This window comes from Pseudomonas sp. NCCP-436 (assembly GCF_019656335.1).
Classification (GTDB): domain Bacteria; phylum Pseudomonadota; class Gammaproteobacteria; order Pseudomonadales; family Pseudomonadaceae; genus Aquipseudomonas.
In genome coordinates this window covers 244,691-264,885 of the sequence record NZ_BPLZ01000003.1, presented here as the reverse complement: position 1 = coordinate 264,885, position 20,195 = coordinate 244,691, and the positions used below count along the sequence as shown (strand labels likewise).

Here is a 20,195-nt window from a genome sequence, read left to right as displayed (position 1 = left end):
GCCTGCTCACTGCGCGCTCGAGCGCTGTGGGGGGCGTGGACAACGGCAGCCGAGGGTGAGTGTGATGCAGGATATGCTCGACAGGCCGGAACGGGAGCTGATCCTGGTGGTGGACGAATCGCAGGAGGCACGGCAGAAGCTTGGCCTGCTGCTGATGGAACACTATCAAATCCGCCTGACGTCAGAGCGAGAGGCCTTGGCCAAGGCCCGGGAAATGCCGCTGCCTGATCTGATCCTGCTGGGACTGTATAGCGACTACTATCTCTGCCGCCTGCTCAAAAGTGATCCTCTGCTGCGCGATATACCGCTGATTCTGGTGACTGCCAGCAATGACACGGCCGACGAACAGTTGGGGTTTGACCTGGGAGCAGCCGACTACATCGTCAAGCCGGCTAGTGCTCCCATTGTGCTGGCCCGGGTTCGCGCACAGTTGCAGCTCAAGGGGGCTGCCGACTACCTGCGCGATAAGAACGAATACCTGGAGCTTGAGATCCGGCGTCGTACCCGTGACATCCAGAACCTGCAGGACGTGACCATAGAGGCCATGGCCAGCCTGGCGCTGATGCGGGACAACCCCTGTAGTCGCCGGCTACGGCGTATCGAGCGCTACATGATTCGTCTGGTGGTGGCCTTTGCCCGCCAGCAGCCAGCCCTGTCACAAGCGCTGACGGCCGAGCGCATCACCCAGCTGGGCAAGTCCGCGAAACTGTACATGATCGACCGCCTGACCCTGCCGGATCGTATTCTACTGCGCCACGCTGAGCCGGATGAGACCGACCTTCGCCTGCTCCGGGAAGGGGTATTGGCTGGTCGTGACGCCCTGGAGCGGGCTGAGCGCCGGCTTGGTGGGGCGATCGACTTTCTTTCCGATGCCCGTGACATCGTCTACGGGCAGCATGAGCGTTGGGATGGCAAGGGCTATCCGCAGGGCCTGCATGGTGAGCAGATCCCGCTGTCGGCACGGCTGATGGCGCTGGTGGCAGCGTTTGAGGATTTGACCTGCCCGCATCCGTATCTGCCACAGGTGGCGCCTGAGCAGGCGGTGAAGCAGATCTGTGCCGACAGTGGTACGCGTTTCGACCCGATGGTGGTGCTGGCTTTCGTTGAAGCAGCACCGGCCTTTATCCGCATCGCCCGTGTGCTGGCTGACGCCGCCGCCGCCATGGACTGCGAATTGCAGCGGCTGGAAGATGCGCTGGCCGAAAGCATAGATCTGGCCGGGCCGCTGCCGGACTAAACCGGAGGCGGCCCGGAGGTCAGTTGCTGTGGCGCTCGACGTGGTGGCAGGCCACCTGTCGGGCGTCGATCAGGCGCAGCTCGGGGCGCTCGCTACGACAGCGCTCGTCGGCATGCGGGCAGCGCTTGTGGAAGGCGCAGCCGGAGGGTGGATCCAGCGGGTTGGGCAATTCACCGGCGATCTTCAGGCGCGGGCGGCTTGGGTCCGGATGAATGGCGGGAGTGGCTGAGAGCAGGGCGCGGGTATAGGGATGCAGCGGCTGGCTGTAGAGCGCCTCGGCCGGGCCGATCTCGACCGAGCGGCCCAGGTACATCACCAGCACCTCGTCGGCCACGTGGCGCACGACAGCCAGGTTGTGCGAGATGAACACGTATCCGGTATCGAACTGTTCCTGCAGATCCATAAACAGATTGAGCACCTGGGCCTGTATCGACACATCCAGCGCCGAGGTCGGCTCGTCAGCCACCAGCACCTTCGGGTTGAGCATCATGGCGCGTGCCAGGGCGATGCGCTGGCGCTGCCCGCCGGAGAACATGTGCGGGTAGCGCTGGTAGTGCTCGGGGCGCAGGCCCACCTGTTGCATCATCGCCTGCACCTGCTCGCGGCGTTCGGCGCGACTGAGGTTGGTGTTGATCAGTAGCGGCTCGGCCAGCTGGTCGCCGATCTTCTGCCGCGGGTTGAGCGAGGCATAGGGGTTCTGGAACACCATCTGCACATCGCGGCGCAACTGCTGGCACTCGGCCTTGCTGGCGCCGTTTACCTCGCGGCCACCGATGCGCAGGCTGCCGGAACTGGGTTGTTCGATCAGGGTCAGGGCCCGGGCCAGGGTGGACTTGCCGCAGCCGGACTCGCCGACCACCGCCAGGGTCTTGCCGGCCTGCAGGCTGAAGGATACGCCGTTGAGCGCCTGCACCGTGGCGGCGGGCTTGAACGGCCCGCGCGAGACGCTGTAGTGACGGGTCAGTTCGCTGGCTTCGAGAACACTGCTCATCGGGCCACCTCCAGGGGAAAGAAGCAGCGCGCGGCGCCGCGGGAATGTTCATCCAGTGTCGGGCGCTGCTGGTGGCAGCGCTCTTGCGCGTAGGGGCAGCGCGGTGACAGCAGGCAGCCCTGCGGGCGGTCGTAGCGGCCGGGGACGATGCCGGGCAGGGTGGCCAGGCGGCTGGCGCCTGCACTGTGCTCGGGAATGGCCTTGAGCAGGGCTTCGGTGTAAGGGTGGGTCGGGGCGTCGAACAACGTCGGCACGCGGCCCAGCTCCACCGCCTGGCCGGCATACATCACGCAGACGCGTTGGGCGGTTTCGGCCACCACGGCCAGGTCGTGGGTGATCAGCACCAGGGCCATGCCCTGGTCGCGCTGCAGATCCAGCAGCAGATCCATGATCTGCGCCTGGATGGTTACGTCCAGCGCCGTAGTCGGCTCATCGGCGATCAGCAGTTTGGGCTCGGCGGCGATGGCCATGGCAATCGCCACGCGCTGGCTCATGCCACCGGAGAGCTGGTGCGGATAGGCCTCCAGACGGCTGGCGGCGCCCGGGATCTCCACCCGCTGCAGCAGTTCCAGCGCCCGCTTGCGGGCTTCCCGGCCTTTCAGGCCGAGGTGCTGGCGGAGCACTTCCTCGATCTGGAAACCCACGGTATAGCTGGGGTTGAGCGCGGTCATCGGATCCTGGAAGACCATGGCCAGATCCTTGCCGACAATGTGCCGACGCTGCTTGCCCTTGAGCCTGAGCATGTCGTGGCCGTCGAAGCACAGGCTGTCGGCACGGACGATGCCCGGTGCGTCGATCAGGCCCATCAGGGCCATCATGGTCACCGACTTGCCGGAACCGGATTCGCCGACAATGGCCAGTACTTCGCCCTTGTCCACGGAAAGGTCGAGGCCGTCGACCACCGGCACGGCATCCTCGCTGCCGAAGCGCACGGACAGATTGCGGATCTCCAGCAGGCTCATGAACGGCTCTCCGTGAACGAGGATGGCATCCGCGAAAGGTTTGGCGAGAAGGCGCGGTGGATCATGCCCGCTGCGCCGATCCCTCTCCCGTGCAGGGGAGAGGAGATAATTTGCATGTTCATGACGGACTCCTTAGTGCGCATTCTTCAGTTTCGGGTCGAGCGCATCGCGCAGGCCGTCGCCCATCAGGTTGATGGCCAGCACGCTGAGCAGGATGGCCAGGCCGGGCAGCGAGACCACCCACCAGGCGCGCTCGATGTAGTCGCGGGCCGAGGCCAGCATGGTGCCCCACTCAGGCGTTGGTGGTTGTACGCCGAGGCCGAGGAAGCCCAACGCGGCAGCGTCGAGAATGGCCGAGGAGAAACTCAGGGTGGCCTGCACGATCAGCGGCGCCAGGCAGTTGGGCAGCACGGTGACGAACATCAGCCGCGGTAGTCCGGCGCCGGCCAGGCGGGCGGCGGTGACGTAGTCGCGGTTCAGCTCACCCATCACCGCGGCGCGGGTCAGGCGCACGTAGGACGGCAGCGAGACGATGGCGATAGCGAAGATGGTGTTGATCAGCCCCGGGCCGAGGATGGCGACGATGGCCACCGCCAGCAGGAGCGAGGGCAGGGCCAGCATGATGTCCATCAGGCGCATGATGCCGGGACCGAGCAGGCGCGGGAAAAAACCGGCAAGCAGACCCAGCAGAATGCCCGGAATCAGCGACAGCATCACCGAGGCCAGGCCGATCAGCAGCGACAGCCGCGCACCGAAGATCAGTCGGGACAGCAGGTCGCGCCCCAGTTCATCGGTGCCGAGCAGGAACGGCCACTGTCCACCTTCCAGCCAGACCGGCGGGGTGAGCAGGAATTCGCGGTACTGCTCGCTGGGATCATGTGGCGCGATCCACGGTGCGAACAGCGCGCAGAGCACCATCAGCAGCATGAAGAGGAGGCCGCACAAGGCGCCCTTGTTGTGGCTGAAGGCTTGCCAGAATTCCTTGAATGGAGAAGGGTAGAGCAGGCTCTGGTCGAGGGTGGTGGAGGTGCTCATGGGCGCACCTCTTGTAGGGTGGAGGACGCTTCACCCGTCCACCGACGGTTTTTCACGGTGGATGAAATGAGCGTCATCCACCCTACGCAAACTATGGGGCTGTGCATGGTGCGCTCCTTATTTCTGATGGCGAATGCGTGGATTGACCAGTCCATAGAGAATGTCCACGGTGAAGTTGACCAGAATCACCAGACAGGCAATCAGCAGGATGCCGTTCTGCACCACCGGGTAGTCGCGCGCGCCGATGGCTTCGATCAGCCACTTGCCGATGCCCGGCCAGGAGAAGATGGTTTCGGTCAGCACCGCGCCGGCCAGCAGGGTGCCCACTTGCAGGCCGAACACGGTCAGCACCGGGATCAAGGCATTGCGCAGGCCATGCACGAAGACCACGCGCGTCGGCGACAGGCCCTTGGCGCGTGCGGTGCGGATGTAGTCCTCGCGCAGCACTTCGAGCATGGCCGAGCGGGTCATCCGCGCGATCACCGCCAGCGGAATGGTGCCGAGCACGATGGCCGGCAGGATCAGATGGCGCAGGGCATCGACGAAGGCACCTTGCTCTTCGGAAAGCAGGGTGTCGATGAGCATGAAGCCGGTGACCGGTGGAATGTCGTAGAGCAGGTCGATGCGTCCGGACACCGGCGTCCAGCCCAGGCCCACCGAGAAGAACATGATCAGCAGCAGGCCCCACCAGAAGATCGGCATCGAATAGCCGGTCAGTGAGATGCCCATCACCCCGTGGTCAAACAGCGAGCCGCGCTTGAGTGCAGCGATTACCCCGGCGATCACGCCCAGGGTGCCGGCGAACAGCAAGGCAGCCAGTGCCAGTTCGACGGTAGCCGGGAACAGGGTGAGAAACTCTTTCCACACGCTTTCACGCGAGCGCAGTGACTCGCCCAGGTTGCCGCTGGCGAGCTGACCGATGTAGTCCAGGTACTGGGCGTACAGCGGTTTGTTCAGCCCCAGACGCTCCATGGCCTGGGCGTGCATCTCCGGGTCTACCCGACGTTCACCCATCATCACCTCCACCGGATCGCCCGGAATCAGGCGGATCAGTGCGAAGGTCAGTAGGGTGACGCCGAAGAAGGTGGGGATCAGAAGCCCCAGTCGGCGTGCGATGAAACTGAGCATATGGGCGAATCACTCCTTGTCTTTTGTTGTGCCGGCCAGCGTCCTGGCCGCTCCCCGCAGTTTAGGCTGTGTGGGTAAAGGCAAGCGGCTCCAGGCCGGTTGCCTTGCGTCTCTGGCAGGTGGGATTGGCCTCGTCCGGTCTTGGGTGCCGGATGGAGGGGGAGAGGCCGGTTGCCCGGCCTCCTTCACTCAGCGCTCATTGGCAACGCCGTAAAAACTGTTGCGTCCGAAGGGACTGATCTGGAAGCCCTTCACGCTGGCACGCATCGGCTGGTAGACCGTGGAGTGGGCGATCGGGGTGATCGGCACCTGCTGTTGCAGGACACGCTGGGCCTGCTTGTACAGCTCGGTGCGTTGCTCCACGTCGGAGGTGGCCTTGGCGGCTTTTACCAGCTTGTCGTAATCGCTGTCACACCACTTGGAGAAGTTGTTGCCATCCACCGAGTCGCAGCCGTAGAGGGTGCCCAGCCAGTTGTCCGGATCACCGTTGTCGCCGGTCCAGCCAATCAGCATGGCGTCGTGCTCGCCGGCATGGGCACGCTTGATGTACTCGCCCCATTCATAGCTGACGATGCGTGCCTTGATGCCTACCTTGGCCCAGTCGGCCTGGAGCATTTCGGCCATCAGCTTGGCGTTGGGGTTGTAGGGGCGCTGCACCGGCATGGCCCAGAGGGTGATTTCGGTACCTTCGGCAACACCGGCGGCCTTGAGCAGTTCCCGGGACTTCTCCGGGTTGAACTCGCGATCCTTGATGGTTTCGTCGTAGGACCATTGGGTCGGCGGCATGCCGTTGACCGCCAGTTGGCCGGCACCCTGGTAGACGGCATCGATGATGGCCTGCTTGTTCACCGCCATGTCCAGTGCTTGGCGTACCTCGAGTTTGTCGAAGGGGGCGCGGGTGACGTTGTAGGCGATGTAGCCGAGGTTGAAGCCCGGCTCGCTCGGCACCTGCAGGTTCGGATCCTTTTGCAGGGTCTCGATGTCGGCGGGGCGCGGGTTGAGGGTGATATGGCACTCGCCGGCCTTGAGCTTCTGGGTGCGCACCGAGGCATCGGTGTTGATGGAAAAGATCAGGTTGTCGATCTTCACATCTTCGGGATTCCAGTAATCCTTGTTGCCGCTAAAGCGGATCTGCGCATCTTTCTGGTAGCGCTTGAGCACGAACGGGCCTGTGCCGATGGGCTTCTGGTTGATATCGGAAGCCTTACCGGACTTGAGCAACTGCTCGGCATATTCGGCGGAGTGAATCGCGGCAAAGTTCATCGACAGGTTCTGGATGAAGGCGGCATCCACTTCGTTCAGGGTGAAGGCCACGGTCAACTCGTCGAGCTTCTCCACCTTGGCGATGTTCTTGTCCAGGCCCATGTCGGTGAAGTAGGGGAATTCGGTGGGGTAGGCCTTGCGGAAGGGATGCTCCTTGTCGAGCATGCGCTGGAAGGTGAACAGCACGTCGTCGGCATTGAAGTCGCGGCTCGGCTTGAAGTAGTCGGTGCTATGGAACTTCACGCCCGGGCGCAGGTGGAACACGTAACGCTTGCCATCGTCGCTGATTTCCCAGCTGCTGGCCAGGGCCGGTTCGACCTGGGTGCTGCCGCGCTGGAACTGGGCAAGGCGATTGAACAGGGTTTCCGAGGTCGCATCGAAATCGGTACCGGTGGTGTACTGGCCCGGATCGAAGCCGGAGGGGCTGCCTTCGGAACAGAACACCAGATTGCTGGCGGCCTGGGTGAAGCCGGAGCCGAGGATGAGACCTGCGGCAACCATGGAAGTGAGCGCGGTTTTCTGACGCATGCGAACCTCGTTGTTGTTTTTCTGAGGGGGCATATCAGGTGTTGAGCCTGTGCTGTCTTGTACACCTGATCCTGCGACTTCATGGGTCACAGGTTGCCCTGTTCTTCGCGGGCCGGGGCCGGAGAGCGGAGTTCCCGGGCGGGCGATGGCGGCGAAGGGGATAAGGAGCGCTTGCGCCTTCGCCTGCTGAAGGCGAAATTAAGTGATGCTGAAATTCAGGTCAACTGAAATTCAGCATCACTTACTTCCTGGAGCCGCCGGGTCAGGGGGCGGGATGGTCGTCGAACAGGCCCATGGTGGTGATGGTCAGTACTTCGGCCACCTCCTCGCCGGAGTTGGCGAGACAGTGCGGTTTGGCTGCGTCGAAATGCACCGAGTCTCCCGGTCCCAGGGGGTAGTTGCGGCCTTCGATGGTGTAGACGATCTTCCCGGACAGTACATAGGCGAACTCGGCGCCTTCATGGGAAATGAGTTCGGACTGATAGCCCACTGGCATGCTCATCTTCACCGCGTTGATCGGGTTGCCAGGGAAGTTGCTGGACAGTCGCTCGTAGGCCAGTGGCTGACCACCAATGGTGTAGCGCACGCGCTGGCCCTGGTGGGAATCGGGCTGGGGCTGGCTGGGCTGGTCGAACAGGGCGTTGAGGGGAATCCCCAGGGATCTGGCGATGCTTGCCAGGGAGGAGATCGACACGCCGGTGAGGTTGCGTTCGGCCTGGGACAAGAAACTGGCGGTGAGGCCTGATTCGGCGGCTACCTGGTTCAGGGGCTTGTTGGCGGCGCGGCGGTAGCGGCGCAACCGTTCGCCGATCTGTTCTACGGTCATTGGCGTGGCTCTGGTTTCGAGAGCACCAGTATAACGGGCGACGCATTGCAGGAAAGGCTTGTCGTTCTGTTGAAAATTAAGTTCTGCTGAAAATTGGTGTTGACGGTATTTTAAGTCGTACTTAAATTGACGCGCCATAACAGAACCCGAGAGAAGCATCATGACGGTAGGAGTTGGCGGCAAGACGTCGGAGCAGGCGCTGTCCGGTCTGTCGAACATGGCGGTGGGCATGGAGCCCATTGGCCTTGACGAGTATCGGGCCCGTATCGCCAGGGCCCAGGAGCTGATGCGTGATCAGGGCATCGCGGCCATCTACCTGAACGCCGGCAGCAACCTGCGCTACTTCACAGGTGTGAAGTGGAGCCCGAGCGAACGCATGGTGGGCGCCGTGCTGCCTGCTGCTGGCCCACTGGTCTACATCGCTCCGGCCTTCGAGGAGGGCACCGTCCGTGATTTCCGTGAGGTGGACGGGGCTATCCACACCTGGCATGAACATCAGAACCCCTACCGTTTGCTGCTGGACATGCTGGTCGGCATGGGCATCGCTGCCGGAGCCCGCATCGGTCTCTGCCCGTCCCTGGCCTTCTTTATGTACGACGGCATCCGTCGGCTGGGTTCCAGCTTCGACTTCGTCAATGCTGCCTGCATCCTCGACTGCTGCCGCTTCCACAAATCCGTCGCCGAGTTGGCGCTGATGCAGCGTGCCAAGGACATGACCCTGGAAGTGCACAAGGCCGCCGCCAGCATCCTGCGCGAGGGTATCAGCACCACGGAAGTCGCCGAGTTCATCCAGCAGGCGCACCGCAAGGTAGGAGCGCCGGGCTCCACCTTCTGCATCGTGCTGTTCGGCGAGGCCAGTGCCTTCCCCCATGGGGTGAAGCATGCGCAGGTGCTCAAGGACGGCGACATGGTGCTGATCGATACCGGCTGCCAGCTTCACGGATATCAGTCGGATATCACCCGCAGCTATGTGTTCGGCGTGCCGAGCGAACGCCAGCGCACCCTCTGGAATCTGGAGAAGGCGGCGCAACTGGCCGCCTTCGAGGCGGCGCGGCTTGGCGTGCCTTGCAGTTCGGTCGATGCCGCTGCCCGCCGTTGCCTGGAAGCTGCTGGCCTGGGGCCGGATTACCAGTTGCCGGGCCTGCCGCACCGTACTGGTCACGGCATCGGCCTGGACATCCATGAAGGGCCTTACCTGGTGCGTGGTGACGAAACGCCGCTGGCCGAGGGCATGTGCTTCTCCAACGAGCCGATGATCTGCGTGCCGGGCGAGTTCGGCATCCGCCTGGAGGATCACTTCTACATGACCGCCAGCGGGCCGCGCTGGTTTACCCAGCCTAGCCACTCTATCGACGATCCGTTCGGCCTGCAGGCCTGAGCTCAGGCTCCCGACCTGTCTGCGTGACTGGCGTCGCTCCGATGGGACGGCGGGTCTCAGTTGCGCACGGACAAGTCGGGAGGGGATGGATGCCCCTTCCACGCAAAGCACCAGGCCGGCCTACTGTGCCAGTTTCACCCGCGCGAAGTTGTTCGAGCCCATCGGACTCAACTGGAAACCTTCCACACCCTTGTGCATGACGACGAACTGTCTGGGATGGGCCAGCGGAATCCAGGGGGCCTGTGCGTGGAAGATTGTCAGTGCCTGGCGGTACAGCGCGGCGCGCTGATCCGGCCGGGAGACGCGACGGGCCTCGCGGATCAGTTGGTCGAACTTCTCGTGGCACCAGCCGGCCTGGTTCTCGCCGCTCGCGGCGGCGGCGCAGGACAGGTTGGGGGTGAGGAAGTTGTCAGGGTCGCCATTGTCGCCGGCCCAGCCCATGAACACCAGGTCGTGCTCGCCGTTCTTGGCGCGCTTGATCAGTTCGCCCCACTCGAACACGCGAATTTCGCTGCGGATACCGATGGCAGCGAGATCGGCCTGCAGCATCTGCGCGCCGATACCGGGGTTGGGGTTGGTCGGCCCGCCACCTGGGCGGGTCCAGATCGACAAGGCGAAACCGTCGGCGTGGCCGGCCTCGGCCAGCAACTGGCGGGCTCGTTCGGGATCGTGCGGCCAGTCCTGCAGTCTCTCGTCATGCCCCCACAGCGTGGCCGGGTAGGGCGCCACGGCGGGCGTGGCATTGCCCTCGCCATACTGCGCGCGAATGTAGGCGGCCTTGTCGAACGCCAGGTTCAGTGCCTGGCGTACGCGTACGTCGTCCAGCGGCGGGTGACGGGTATTGATGCCGATATAGGCGGTCAGCAGCGAATCCAGCTCCAGCACTTGCAGTTCCGGCTCGGCCTTGAGCGCCGGGATATCCACTGGCCGCGGGTAGAGGGCGATCTGGCAGTCGCCGGCCTTGAGGCGTTGCTGGCGCACGTTGGGCTCGGGGGTGATGGCCAGCACCAGGCGTTTGATCGCGGGTGCGCCGCCCCAGTATTCCGGGTTGCCGCGAAAGCGTACCTGGGCGTCCTTGGCGTAGCGCTCGAAAACGAAGGGGCCGGTGCCGATAGGGGCGTTGTTCAGCCGTTCGGGTTTGCCGGCGGCCAGCAACTGCTCGGCGTATTCGGCCGAATAGATCGAGGCGAAGCCCATGGCCAGGTTGGCCAGGAAGGGCGCCTCCGGATGTTTGAGAACGAAACGCACACGATGCTCGTCGAGCTTTTCGATGTGCTCGATCAGCTGCGCCAGTCCCATGGCTTCTGCATAGGGAAAACCACGTAATGACAGCTTGTGCCAGGGATGCTCCGTATCCAGCTGGCGGTTAAAGCTCCACAGCACGTCATCGGCGTTGAACGCACGGCTTGGCATGAAGTCCTTGTTGGCGTGAAATTTCACGCCCTGGCGCAGGGTGAAGGTGTAGTTCAGGCCGTCGTCGCTGATGTCCCAGCTCTGCGCCAGTGAAGGAACGATCTCCGTGCTGCCGGGGGCAAAGTCCACCAGACGTTCGAACAGGGTTTCCGCGCTGGCGTCGGCGGTGGTCGCCGCGGTGTACTGGACGATATCGAAACCTTCCGGACTGGCTTCGGTGCAGACCACTAGATCGTTCGCCGCCTGCACCTGTGCGCACAGCAAGGCGATCAACAGCAGGCTGCCGCGCTTAACGGGCATGGAAGACATGGGCACTCCTATCCAGGTGGAAACGGCGCACCGCGAGGTGCGCCGTCCTTCATCACTTGCCGATGCTTACACCATAGAAGGAGTTGATGCCGAATGGGCTGATGCGGAAGTCCTGCACTTCCTTGCGCATCGGCTGGTACACGGTGGAGTGCGCCAGCGGGGTGATCGGCACCTCGCGCTTGAGGATTACCTGTGCCTGCTTGTACAGCTCGGTGCGTTCGGCCACATCGGTGGTGCGCTTGGCGGCCTTGACCAGTTTGTCGTAGTCCTCGAAGCACCACTTGGAGAAGTTGTTGCCGTCCACCGCATCGCAGCCATAGAGGGTGCCGAGCCAGTTGTCCGGGTCACCGTTGTCACCGCTCCAGCCGATCAGCATGGCATCGTGCTCGCCGGCCTTGGCGCGCTTGAGGTACTCACCCCACTCGTAGCTGACGATGCGTGCCTTGATGCCGATCTTGGCCCAGTCGGCCTGCAGCATTTCGGCGATCTGCTTGGCGTTGGGGTTGTACGGACGCTGCACCGGCATGGCCCACAGGGTGATTTCGGTGCCTTCCTTGACCCCGGCGGCGTTGAGCAGCTCCCTGGCCTTTTCCGGATCGAAGGCCGGGTCCTTGATCTCCTCGTTATAGGACCACTGGGTCGGCGGCATGCCGTTGACGGCCAGCTGACCGGCGTTCTGGTATACGGCGTCGAGAATGGCCTGCTTGTTCACCGCCATGTCCAGCGCCTGGCGCACTTCCAGCTTGTCGAACGGCGGGTGGGTGACGTTGTAGGCGATGTAGCCGACGTTGAAGCCGGCCTGCTCGGGCATCTGCAGCTTGGCGTCCTTCTGCAGCGACTCGATGTCGGCAGGGCGCGGGAACAGGGTCACGTGGCATTCACCGGCCTTGAGCTTCTGCATGCGTACCGACGAATCCGTGTTGATGGCGAAGATCAGGTTGTCGATCTTCACATCGTCCGGTTTCCAGTAGTCCTTGTTCCCCTTGTAACGGATCACCGCGTCCTTCTGGTAACGGCTGAACACGAAGGGCCCGGTACCGACGGGCTTCTGGTTGATGTCGGCAGTCTTGCCGGCCTTGAGCAACTGGTCGGCATATTCGGCGGACTGGATCGAGGCAAAGCTCATCGCCAGGTTCTGCACGAAGGCGGCGTCCACTTCGTTGAGGGTGAAGCGCACGGTATGGTCGTCCAGCTTCTCCAGCTTGGCGATGTTGCTGTCCATGCCCATGTCGGTGAAGTAGGGGAATTCGGTGGGGTACGCCTTGCGGAAGGGGTGGTTCTTGTCGAGCATGCGTTCGAAGGTGAACAGCACGTCGTCGGCGTTGAACTCGCGGCTGGGCTTGAAGTACTCGGTGGTGTGGAACTTCACCCCGGAGCGCAGTTTGAAGGTGTAGATCAGACCGTCCTCGGACACGTCCCAGCTTTCCGCCAGGCCTGGCTCGACCTTGGTGCCGCCGCGCTCGAACTGAGTCAGGCGGTTGAAGATGGTTTCCGCCGACGCATCGAAGTCGGTGCCGGTGGTATACAGGCCGGGGTCGAAACCGGCCGGACTGCCTTCGGAGCAGAACACCAGGTTGGCGGCGCTGGCGAGAGGAGCGCCGGCGATCAGCCCAGCGGTAAGCAAAGCCTGGATAATGGCGTTCTTGCGCATCTTGACCTCATCGTTGTTGTGGTTGTGATCCTTGAGGAGCCTCTTATGGAGACCACCAGCGAAACTATGCAGGCCTTGTGCCGGGTGCAAGCCCGTTTCCCCGGGAAAGCCGGCTGGCGCTACGGCGCTGTAATTCACTGTCGCATTTATGCAAATCATGCAGTCAACGGATGGCAATATGCTGCTATTTTGCAATAGCGGCACTGCTCAGTGGTGGGGCGAACTCAGGGTGTCTGCACTTCGATGACACCATCGGCGCTGACCGTTACCTGGCTGGTTCCGGCTTCGATCTCCGGGCTCGCAGCCGCTTCCATCATGGCCATGCCCTTGGCTGCGGCGTAGGCATACATGGGTGGTTGGAAGCCACCGGCGTTCAAATTCAGGCTTACCAGCTTGTAGCCAGAGCCGCCGAGAGCCTCGGTAGCAAGGCGGGCGCGGGCACGGAAGGCCTCGATGGCGTCCTTGAGCATGGCGTCTTCACGGCTCTTGCGGGTGGGTGCGGCGACGCTAAAGTCCATCGAGGCCATTTTCAGCGTCTTCAGCAGTTCGCCGGTCAGGCCCGAGAGACGGGTGAAGTCGGCGCTTTCCAGACGCAGCTCGGCACGCTCGCGCCAGGCGGTGATTTTCTGTCCCTTTTCGTCGTAGACCGGGTAGCTGTGGCGGCTGCCCAGCTTGACGGCCACGCCGTCGACCTTGCGAACCTGTTCCAGGCTCTGGTTCAGGGTGCTGGTGATTTCTGCCGCCAGCCTGGCCGGGTCATTGCTTTGTGCTTCGGTATAGAGGGTAACGTGCATCAGGTCGTGCGCCACTTCCTGACTGATTTCGGCGCGCAAGGCAATCTGGTTGTAACGGGGAGCCTCTGCTAGCACTGCGGTGCTGGCAAGGCAGGAAAGAGATAGAGCGAGGGTGGTGGCGATACGGGACAGGGTTAGCATCTTCGGTTCCTTGTGATGAGGTTGTGTGGCCGTTTCCCGAGAGTAGACGAAGCTGACTGGTGATTCGGGTTAGAGCGGATGGAATTTTTGAAGCGGATCCGCTTTTCGCTGTGCGGCCGGTTGCCGCAGCGGCGGAAGGTCACGCGGGCCTTGGTTATACTCCTGCGCAATCAATGGAGGCGCGATGCTCGAGCCGGTGCAACTACTTTCTGCCAGCCGCCAGAACCTGTGGCGGCTTATCCTGATCCGTATGCTCGTTCTGGCCGCTCAGGCCGGTTCCGTCGGGCTTGCCTATAAGTCCGGGCTGGTGCCGTTGCCATGGCTGCCGTTATCCATCACCCTGGCTGTTTCCCTGGCGCTATGTCTGGCAACCGCACTGCGACTGCGCGGCCCCTGGCCAGTAACCGAGCTGGAATATGCCGCTCAGCTGGCCTGTGATCTGGTGATTCACAGTGTGCTGCTGTATTACTCCGGCGGTTCGACCAACCCCTTCGTCTCGTACTATCTGGTACCGCTGACCATTGCAGCGGCGACCCTGCCGTGGATGTTCACCATCGTCCTCGCCGGGTTGGCCTTGGCGGGTTACACCCTGCTGTTGGTGTGGACTCATCCGTTGGAGCTGCCGGCTGCGCGCGAGAGCCTGCTGATTTACGGCATGTGGCTGAGCTTTGCCCTGGCAGCGGCGCTGATTACTTTCTTTGTCGCCAAGATGGCCGAGGAACTGCGTCGCCAGGATGAGTTGCGTGCCGAGCGCCGCGAGGAAAGTCTGCGCGACCAGCAACTGCTGGCTGTGGCTACCCAGGCGGCGGGGGCCGCTCACGAACTGGGCACGCCCCTGGGCACCATGAGCGTGCTGCTCAAGGAGTTGCGTCAGGAATACCAGGGCAAACCGGCGTTGCAGGACGATCTGGCCCTGTTGCAGGAGCAGGTGCGGTTGTGCAAGTTCACACTGCAACAGTTGGTTCGTGCGGCCGAGAATGATCGCCGCCAGGCGGTGGTGGAACAGTCCTGCGTAGAATGGCTGGAGGCAACTCTCAATCGCTGGCATTTGATGCGCCCGGAGGCCAGCTATCGCTATCGCTGCCTGGGCCGTGGCACACCGCCGAAACTGATGCCGCCAGCCGACCTCACCCAGGCACTGCTCAACCTGCTCAATAACGCCGCCGATGCCTGTCCGGACAAGCTTGATATCTGCCTGGACTGGGATCACCAGTGGCTGCGTCTGAGCATTCGTGACCACGGCCCGGGCGTGCCGCTGGCGATTGCCGAGCAACTGGGCCGGCCGTTTTTCACCACCAAGGGCAAGGGATTCGGCCTGGGCCTGTTCCTCAGCCAGGCCAGTGTGACGCGCGCCGGTGGTACGGTTAAGTTGTATAACCACGAGGAAGGCGGCACCCTCACCGAACTAAAGTTGCCGCGTGCCTACGGCGTGGCCTGACAGGAAACCCAGCATGAGCGAAGAATCTTTGTTCGAAGGCGAAGAGCAGCCCCACCTGTTGCTGGTGGATGACGATCCCACCTTTACCCGGGTCATGGCTCGAGCCATGAGTCGCCGTGGCTTGCGTGTGTCCACCGCCTCCAGTGCCGACGAGGGGTTGGCGCTGGCCCGCGAGGATCTGCCGGATTATGCGGTTGTCGACCTGAAGATGGAGGGTGACTCCGGCCTGGTATTGCTACCCAAACTGCTGGAGCTGGATGCCGAGATGCGCGTGGTCATCCTTACCGGCTACTCCAGCATCGCCACGGCGGTAGAGGCCATTAAGCGTGGCGCCACCAACTACCTGTGCAAGCCGGCCGATGCTGACGATGTGCTGACTGCGCTGCTTTCCGAGCATGCCGATCTGGAGAACCTGGTACCGGAGAACCCGATGTCGGTGGATCGCCTGCAGTGGGAGCACATCCAGCGTGTGCTGGCCGAGCACGAGGGCAATATTTCCGCAACTGCGCGGGCTCTGGGCATGCACCGGCGCACCCTGCAGCGCAAGTTGCAAAAACGTCCGGTACGCCGCTAAGGCCGCCCTGGCGTTGTTTCGTGACGGGCTGATGCTTAGCCAGCTAACATGTGCCGACCGCCTCTTGCCTGGTCGCCGTCATGTTCGTCGTTGCTGCGCAAACCCTTGCCATCACTGCTCCTGTCTTTGCCATGCTGTTTCTCGGTGTGGCGCTCAGGCGTCTGCACTGGATAGATCAGTCCTTCATTGATACCGCTTCGAGCCTGGTATTTCGCGGCACCATGCCGACGCTTATGTTTCTTGGCGTGGTCAAGGCGGATCTGGATGCGGCGATGAAGCCGGAGCTGTTCGTCTACTTCTTTCTCGCCACTGTGGTCTGCTTTTTTCTGGCCTGGGGTTGGGCTGTGTGGCGGGTGCCGTTCGCCGACCGCGGGGTCTACACTCAGGGCGCCTTTCGTGGCAACAACGGTATCGTCGGGCTGGCCCTGGCTACCAGCCTGTATGGTGATTACGGTCTGTCGCTAGGCTCGTTGCTCGCGGCGCTGGTGATCCTCTGCTACAACGCCTTGTCGGCCGTGGTGCTGGCGTTGCATAGCCCAGGTGCCAAAACCGGCGTGCGGGCGATTGTCCGCAGCATTGCCGGCAATCCGCTGATCATCGGCGTGCTGGCAGCCATTCCCTTTGCCTACTGGCGGATTGACCTGCCGGCCTGGCTGATGACCTCCGCCGAGTATTTTGCGCAGATGACCCTGCCGCTCGCGCTGATCTGCATTGGTGGCACCTTGAGTCTGAGTGCCCTGCGTCGCAGCAGTGAGATGGCCATCAGCTCAAGCCTGATGAAGATGCTCTGGTTGCCGCTGCTCGCCACCCTGGGTGCCTGGCTGTGGGGCTTTCGCGATGCCGATCTGGCAATCCTTTTCCTCTACTTCGCCAGTCCCACGGCGGCGGCCAGCTTCGTTATGGCCCGGGCAGTGGGGGCCAATCACGAGTTGGCGGCATCGATCATTGTCATCACCACCCTGGCAGCGGTGGTCAGCATCAACCTCGGTCTGCTGCTGCTACAGTGGGGGGGCTGGATCTAGTCGGCGTTGCTCGCTGGTAGTCCTCGATCACTTCCTGAGCGGCACGGAAGGCGTCGATACAGGCTGGCACGCCGGCGTAGACCGCGCAGTGCAGCAGGGTCTCGCGGATTTCCTCCACCGTGCAGCCGTTGTTCAGTGCGCCACGCACGTGGCCCTTAAGTTCCTGCGGGCATTTCAGAGCGGTGAGTGCCGCCAGGGTGATCAGGCTGCGGGTTGCGCGCGGCAGGCCACTGCGTGTCCATACACCGCCCCAGGCGTGCTCGTTGACGAAGTCCTGGAGCGGCTGGGTGAACTCGGTAGCGTTGCCCAGTGCCCGGTCGACGAATGCGTCGCCCATCACCTCGCGCCGTACCTGCAGGCCGCGATCGTGGTTCTCGCTCATCGTCACACCGGCTCGCCACGCTGTTTGCGCCAGGCGCGTGCGGCAATGACCACCAGGGTGACGGCGGTCAATGGCAGCACGTAACCCAGCATGGCCTCGCCCATCACGTCAGCGAAGGGGCGCCCCGTGGAAGACAGAATCAGGTAGAGGGTGTAGGCCACGTAATACGCCAGAAACAGCAGACCTTCCCAACGGTTGATGCGGTAACCGGCGAAGAAGATCGGCAGGCATGCAACGGCGACGGCAATCATGACCGGGAAATCGAACGCCAGGGCATTGGGCGACACCGAAATGGCGGCCGGCGAGACCAGCGAGGCCAGGCCCAGTACGCAGAGCAGGTTGAAGATGTTGCTGCCGACGATATTGCCCACGGCGATGTCGCGCTCGCCCTTGATGGCGGCGAGAATCGAGGTGGCCAACTCCGGCAACGAGGTGCCGACCGCAACAACGGTCAAACCGATGACTAGCTCGGAAATGCCCAGTGCCCGTGCCAGTGTCACGGCGCCTTCGACCAGGAAGTTCGAGCCCACCACCAGCAGCACCAGGCCGGCGATGACCAGGCCCAGATTGATGGCCCAGGCGTAGGGCTTGGGTGCCTCGTCGAGGCCGAATTCCTTGGCGAACTCATCATCCTCACCGCCCTTGTCCTTGCGCGCGTTATAGATCAGGAAGGCGGTATAGGCGAGGATGCCTGCGAACAGCAAGGCGCCGTCGAGGCGGCTCAGCGAGCCATCCCAGGCCAGACCGAAGGTGAGCAGGCTGGCGCCGATCATGATCGGCACATCGAGGCGAATCAGCTGACGCGATACGATCAGCGGGGCGATCAGAGCTGTCAGGCCAAGGATCAGCAGGACGTTGGCGATATTGCTGCCAACGACATTGCCAATGGCTAGATCGCCACTGCCATCCAGAGCCGCCTGCACGCTCACGGCGGTTTCCGGGGCACTGGTGCCGAATGCCACCACCGTCAGGCCAATGATCAGTGGCGGGATGCCGAATTGCGCGGCCAGTTTGGCTGCACCGCGTACCAGCACTTCGGCGCCAGCGACCAGCAGCACCAGGCCTGCGATCAGGTAAACGAAGGTCATCAGAGTCATTGCAGGGTAGCTCCAGAAAAAGTGCGGCTAGTGTAGCGATGGCATTGTTGGCCGCTAGAGGCTGCAGAAAGATTTTGTTGCCAATTGTTGGTCAGTCCAGTCTTTCGACCCGTACCGGCACCACGCCGGCGCGTAGCATGTCCAGGCGTACCGCTGCAGCACGGGAAACGTCGATGATGCGCCCGCGCACGAAGGGGCCACGGTCGTTGATGCGCAGCACCACGCTGCGCTCGTTGTTCAGGTTGGTCACCCGTACCCGCGTGCCGAAGGGCAGGCTGCGATGCGCGGCGGTCAGCGCGTGCTGATCGAAACGCTCGCCGCTGGCGGTGCGCTGGCCGTGGTGACGATCACCGTAGTAGGAGGCCTTGCCGGTTTCGCTGCTGCCCGAGCCGCCGCCGAAGGTGGAGCAGCCGCCAAGCAGGGCGAGCGCGCCTAACAGAGCAAACGCCGGTAGCCCGGATGCAGTCCGGGGTGTTGTCGATTCCCGGATTGCATCCGGGCTACGGATCATCATCGTGTTTTCTCCAGATAAAAAGACGCCGGGCAAGCCCGGCGTCTTTCGCGTGGTGACGAATCAGCCTTCGAGTTTTTTCTTCAGCAGTTCGTTCACCTGGCCAGGGTTGGCCTTGCCCTTGGAGGCCTTCATCGCCTGACCGACGAAGAAGCCGAACATCTTCGCACGCTTGGCCTCGTCGCTGGCGCGGTACTGATCGACCTGGGCGGCGTTGGCAGCCAGCACCTCGTCCAGCATGGCCTCGATGGCGCCGCTGTCGGTGACCTGCTTGAGGCCCTTGCTCTCGATGATCGCGTCGGCGCTGCCTTCACCGGCGGCCATGGCCTCGAACACCATCTTGGCGATCTTGCCGCTGATGGTGTTGTCCTTGATGCGCAGGATCATGCCGCCCAGGTGCTCGGCGGAAACCGGCGACTGATCGATCTCCAGGCCTTCCTTGTTGAGCAGGCTGGACAGCTCGCCCATCACCCAGTTGGCTGCCAGCTTGGCGTCGCCGCAGACCTTGGCCACTTCCTCGAAGTATTCGGCCATCTCGCGGCTGGCGCTCAAAACGCTGGCATCATAGCTTGACAGGCCGTACTGGCTCTGGAAACGCTCGCGCTTCTGTGGGGGCAGCTCCGGCAGGCTGGCACGCAGTTCTTCCAGGAAGCTGCGCTCGATGACCACCGGCAGCAGATCCGGGCAGGGGAAGTAACGGTAGTCGTTGGCTTCCTCCTTGCCGCGCATGGAGCGGGTTTCGTCCTTGTTCGGGTCGTACAGGCGGGTTTCCTGAATAACCTTGCCGCCGTCCTCGATCAGGTCGATCTGACGCTGGATTTCGTAGTTGATGGCCTTCTCGATGAAGCGGAAGGAGTTGACGTTCTTGATCTCGGCGCGGGTGCCGAACTCGGTCTGGCCCTTTGGGCGTACAGAAACGTTGCAGTCGCAGCGCAGCGAACCTTCGGCCATGTTGCCGTCGCAGATACCGAGGTAACGCACCAGCGCGTGGATGGCTTTCACATAAGCCACCGCTTCCTTGGCACTGCGGATATCCGGCTCGGAGACAATTTCCAGCAGCGGCGTACCCGCGCGGTTGAGATCGATGCCGCTCATGCCCTGGAAGTCTTCGTGCAGGCTCTTGCCGGCATCCTCTTCCAAATGCGCACGGGTGATGCCGATACGCTTGGTGCTGCCGTCTTCCAGGGTGATGTCCAGATAGCCCTTGCCGACAATAGGGTGATCCATCTGGCTGGTCTGGTAGCCCTTGGGTAGATCCGGGTAGAAGTAGTTCTTGCGCGCGAAGACGTTACGCTCGGCGATCTCGGCGTTGATCGCCAGGCCAAACTGGCAGGCCATGCGCACGGCTTCGGCATTGAGCACCGGCAGGGTGCCGGGCATGCCAAGGTCGATCAGGCTGGCCTGGGTGTTGGGCTCGGCGCCAAAGGTGGTGGCGCTGCCGGAGAAGATCTTCGATTGAGTGCTGAGCTGAGCGTGAATCTCGAGCCCGATGACGGTTTCCCATTGCATGCTGTG

Annotated in this window: 18 protein-coding genes; 5 read left to right on the top strand and 13 right to left on the bottom strand. The window is 62.8% G+C overall.

The window, feature by feature from the left end; translation table 11 throughout:
* The first annotated feature begins 64 nt into the window (after nt 1–64).
* Nucleotides 65–1,237 (top strand): HD-GYP domain-containing protein, encoded by a 1,173-nt coding sequence (locus tag NCCP436_RS05310; RefSeq protein ID WP_220802755.1) that lies wholly within the window; start codon nt 65–67, stop codon nt 1,235–1,237.
* 19 nt (nt 1,238–1,256) lie between these two features.
* Here NCCP436_RS05310 and NCCP436_RS05305 read toward each other — a convergent pair whose 3' ends face one another.
* The 6 genes from NCCP436_RS05305 to NCCP436_RS05280 all read right to left on the bottom strand — a co-directional run bounded on the left by NCCP436_RS05305 (nt 1,257) and on the right by NCCP436_RS05280 (nt 7,970).
* Nucleotides 1,257–2,228 carry a peptide ABC transporter ATP-binding protein gene (locus tag NCCP436_RS05305; RefSeq protein ID WP_220802754.1) on the bottom strand — a complete coding sequence of 324 codons (972 nt, stop codon included), beginning with the start codon at nt 2,226–2,228 and terminating at the stop codon, nt 1,257–1,259.
* A complete protein-coding gene (locus tag NCCP436_RS05300; RefSeq protein ID WP_220802753.1) occupies nt 2,225–3,190 on the bottom strand; it encodes an ABC transporter ATP-binding protein in 966 nt (321 codons plus the stop codon). Before NCCP436_RS05300 ends, NCCP436_RS05305 begins: the two co-directional genes overlap by 4 nt.
* A 132-nt stretch (nt 3,191–3,322) precedes the next feature.
* Nucleotides 3,323–4,225, bottom strand: a complete 903-nt coding sequence (locus tag NCCP436_RS05295) for an ABC transporter permease subunit (RefSeq protein WP_220802752.1) — start codon at nt 4,223–4,225, stop codon at nt 3,323–3,325.
* Between the two features lie 117 nt (nt 4,226–4,342).
* Nucleotides 4,343–5,353, bottom strand: a complete 1,011-nt coding sequence (locus NCCP436_RS05290; RefSeq protein WP_220802751.1) for an ABC transporter permease subunit — start codon at nt 5,351–5,353, stop codon at nt 4,343–4,345.
* 189 nt (nt 5,354–5,542) lie between these two features.
* Nucleotides 5,543–7,117, bottom strand: coding sequence for an ABC transporter substrate-binding protein (locus tag NCCP436_RS05285; protein WP_375709472.1), 1,575 nt, complete (start codon nt 7,115–7,117; stop codon nt 5,543–5,545).
* A gap of 289 nt (nt 7,118–7,406) precedes the next feature.
* Complete coding sequence (locus tag NCCP436_RS05280) at nt 7,407–7,970, bottom strand: cupin domain-containing protein (protein WP_220802749.1); 564 nt, start codon at nt 7,968–7,970, stop codon at nt 7,407–7,409.
* Between the two features lie 160 nt (nt 7,971–8,130).
* Between NCCP436_RS05280 and NCCP436_RS05275 the strand changes: the two genes are divergently transcribed.
* A complete protein-coding gene (locus NCCP436_RS05275) occupies nt 8,131–9,348 on the top strand; it encodes a Xaa-Pro peptidase family protein (RefSeq protein WP_220802748.1) in 1,218 nt (405 codons plus the stop codon).
* A gap of 120 nt (nt 9,349–9,468) precedes the next feature.
* Here NCCP436_RS05275 and NCCP436_RS05270 read toward each other — a convergent pair whose 3' ends face one another.
* From NCCP436_RS05270 to NCCP436_RS05260, 3 genes are all read right to left on the bottom strand, one after another.
* On the bottom strand, nt 9,469–11,070 hold the full coding sequence (locus NCCP436_RS05270; RefSeq protein ID WP_220802747.1) for an ABC transporter substrate-binding protein: 1,602 nt from the start codon (nt 11,068–11,070) through the stop codon (nt 9,469–9,471).
* 52 nt (nt 11,071–11,122) lie between these two features.
* A complete protein-coding gene (locus tag NCCP436_RS05265; protein ID WP_220802746.1) occupies nt 11,123–12,721 on the bottom strand; it encodes an ABC transporter substrate-binding protein in 1,599 nt (532 codons plus the stop codon).
* Nucleotides 12,722–12,945: 224 nt separating this feature from the next.
* Entirely contained in the window at nt 12,946–13,656 is a 711-nt protein-coding gene (locus NCCP436_RS05260; RefSeq protein ID WP_220802745.1) for an SIMPL domain-containing protein, read from the bottom strand.
* A gap of 184 nt (nt 13,657–13,840) precedes the next feature.
* Here NCCP436_RS05260 and NCCP436_RS05255 point away from each other — a divergent pair, with 184 nt between their 5' ends.
* The 3 genes from NCCP436_RS05255 (at nt 13,841) to NCCP436_RS05245 (ending at nt 16,690) form a co-directional block, all read left to right on the top strand.
* A complete protein-coding gene (locus NCCP436_RS05255) occupies nt 13,841–15,094 on the top strand; it encodes an ATP-binding protein (RefSeq protein ID WP_220802744.1) in 1,254 nt (417 codons plus the stop codon).
* A gap of 13 nt (nt 15,095–15,107) precedes the next feature.
* Nucleotides 15,108–15,668: a response regulator transcription factor gene (locus tag NCCP436_RS05250; protein ID WP_220802743.1), complete on the top strand. Its 561-nt coding sequence runs from the start codon at nt 15,108–15,110 to the stop codon at nt 15,666–15,668.
* 80 nt (nt 15,669–15,748) lie between these two features.
* Entirely contained in the window at nt 15,749–16,690 is a 942-nt protein-coding gene (locus NCCP436_RS05245; RefSeq protein WP_220802742.1) for an AEC family transporter, read from the top strand.
* Here NCCP436_RS05245 and NCCP436_RS05240 read toward each other — a convergent pair.
* The 4 genes from NCCP436_RS05240 to gatB all read right to left on the bottom strand — a co-directional run bounded on the left by NCCP436_RS05240 (nt 16,647) and on the right by gatB (nt 20,189).
* Nucleotides 16,647–17,072 carry a carboxymuconolactone decarboxylase family protein gene (locus NCCP436_RS05240; protein WP_220802741.1) on the bottom strand — a complete coding sequence of 142 codons (426 nt, stop codon included), beginning with the start codon at nt 17,070–17,072 and terminating at the stop codon, nt 16,647–16,649. The genes NCCP436_RS05245 and NCCP436_RS05240 overlap by 44 nt on opposite strands.
* 2 nt (nt 17,073–17,074) lie before the next feature.
* The gene (locus NCCP436_RS05235; protein WP_220802740.1) at nt 17,075–18,169 is read right to left on the bottom strand and encodes a calcium/sodium antiporter; all 1,095 of its coding nucleotides are present in this window, start codon (nt 18,167–18,169) and stop codon (nt 17,075–17,077) included.
* A 91-nt stretch (nt 18,170–18,260) separates the two neighbouring features.
* On the bottom strand, nt 18,261–18,683 hold the full coding sequence (locus NCCP436_RS05230; protein WP_220802739.1) for a septal ring lytic transglycosylase RlpA family protein: 423 nt from the start codon (nt 18,681–18,683) through the stop codon (nt 18,261–18,263).
* Between the two features lie 60 nt (nt 18,684–18,743).
* Nucleotides 18,744–20,189 carry an Asp-tRNA(Asn)/Glu-tRNA(Gln) amidotransferase subunit GatB gene (gatB, locus tag NCCP436_RS05225; RefSeq protein ID WP_220802738.1) on the bottom strand — a complete coding sequence of 482 codons (1,446 nt, stop codon included), beginning with the start codon at nt 20,187–20,189 and terminating at the stop codon, nt 18,744–18,746.
* Nucleotides 20,190–20,195: the final 6 nt, after the last annotated feature.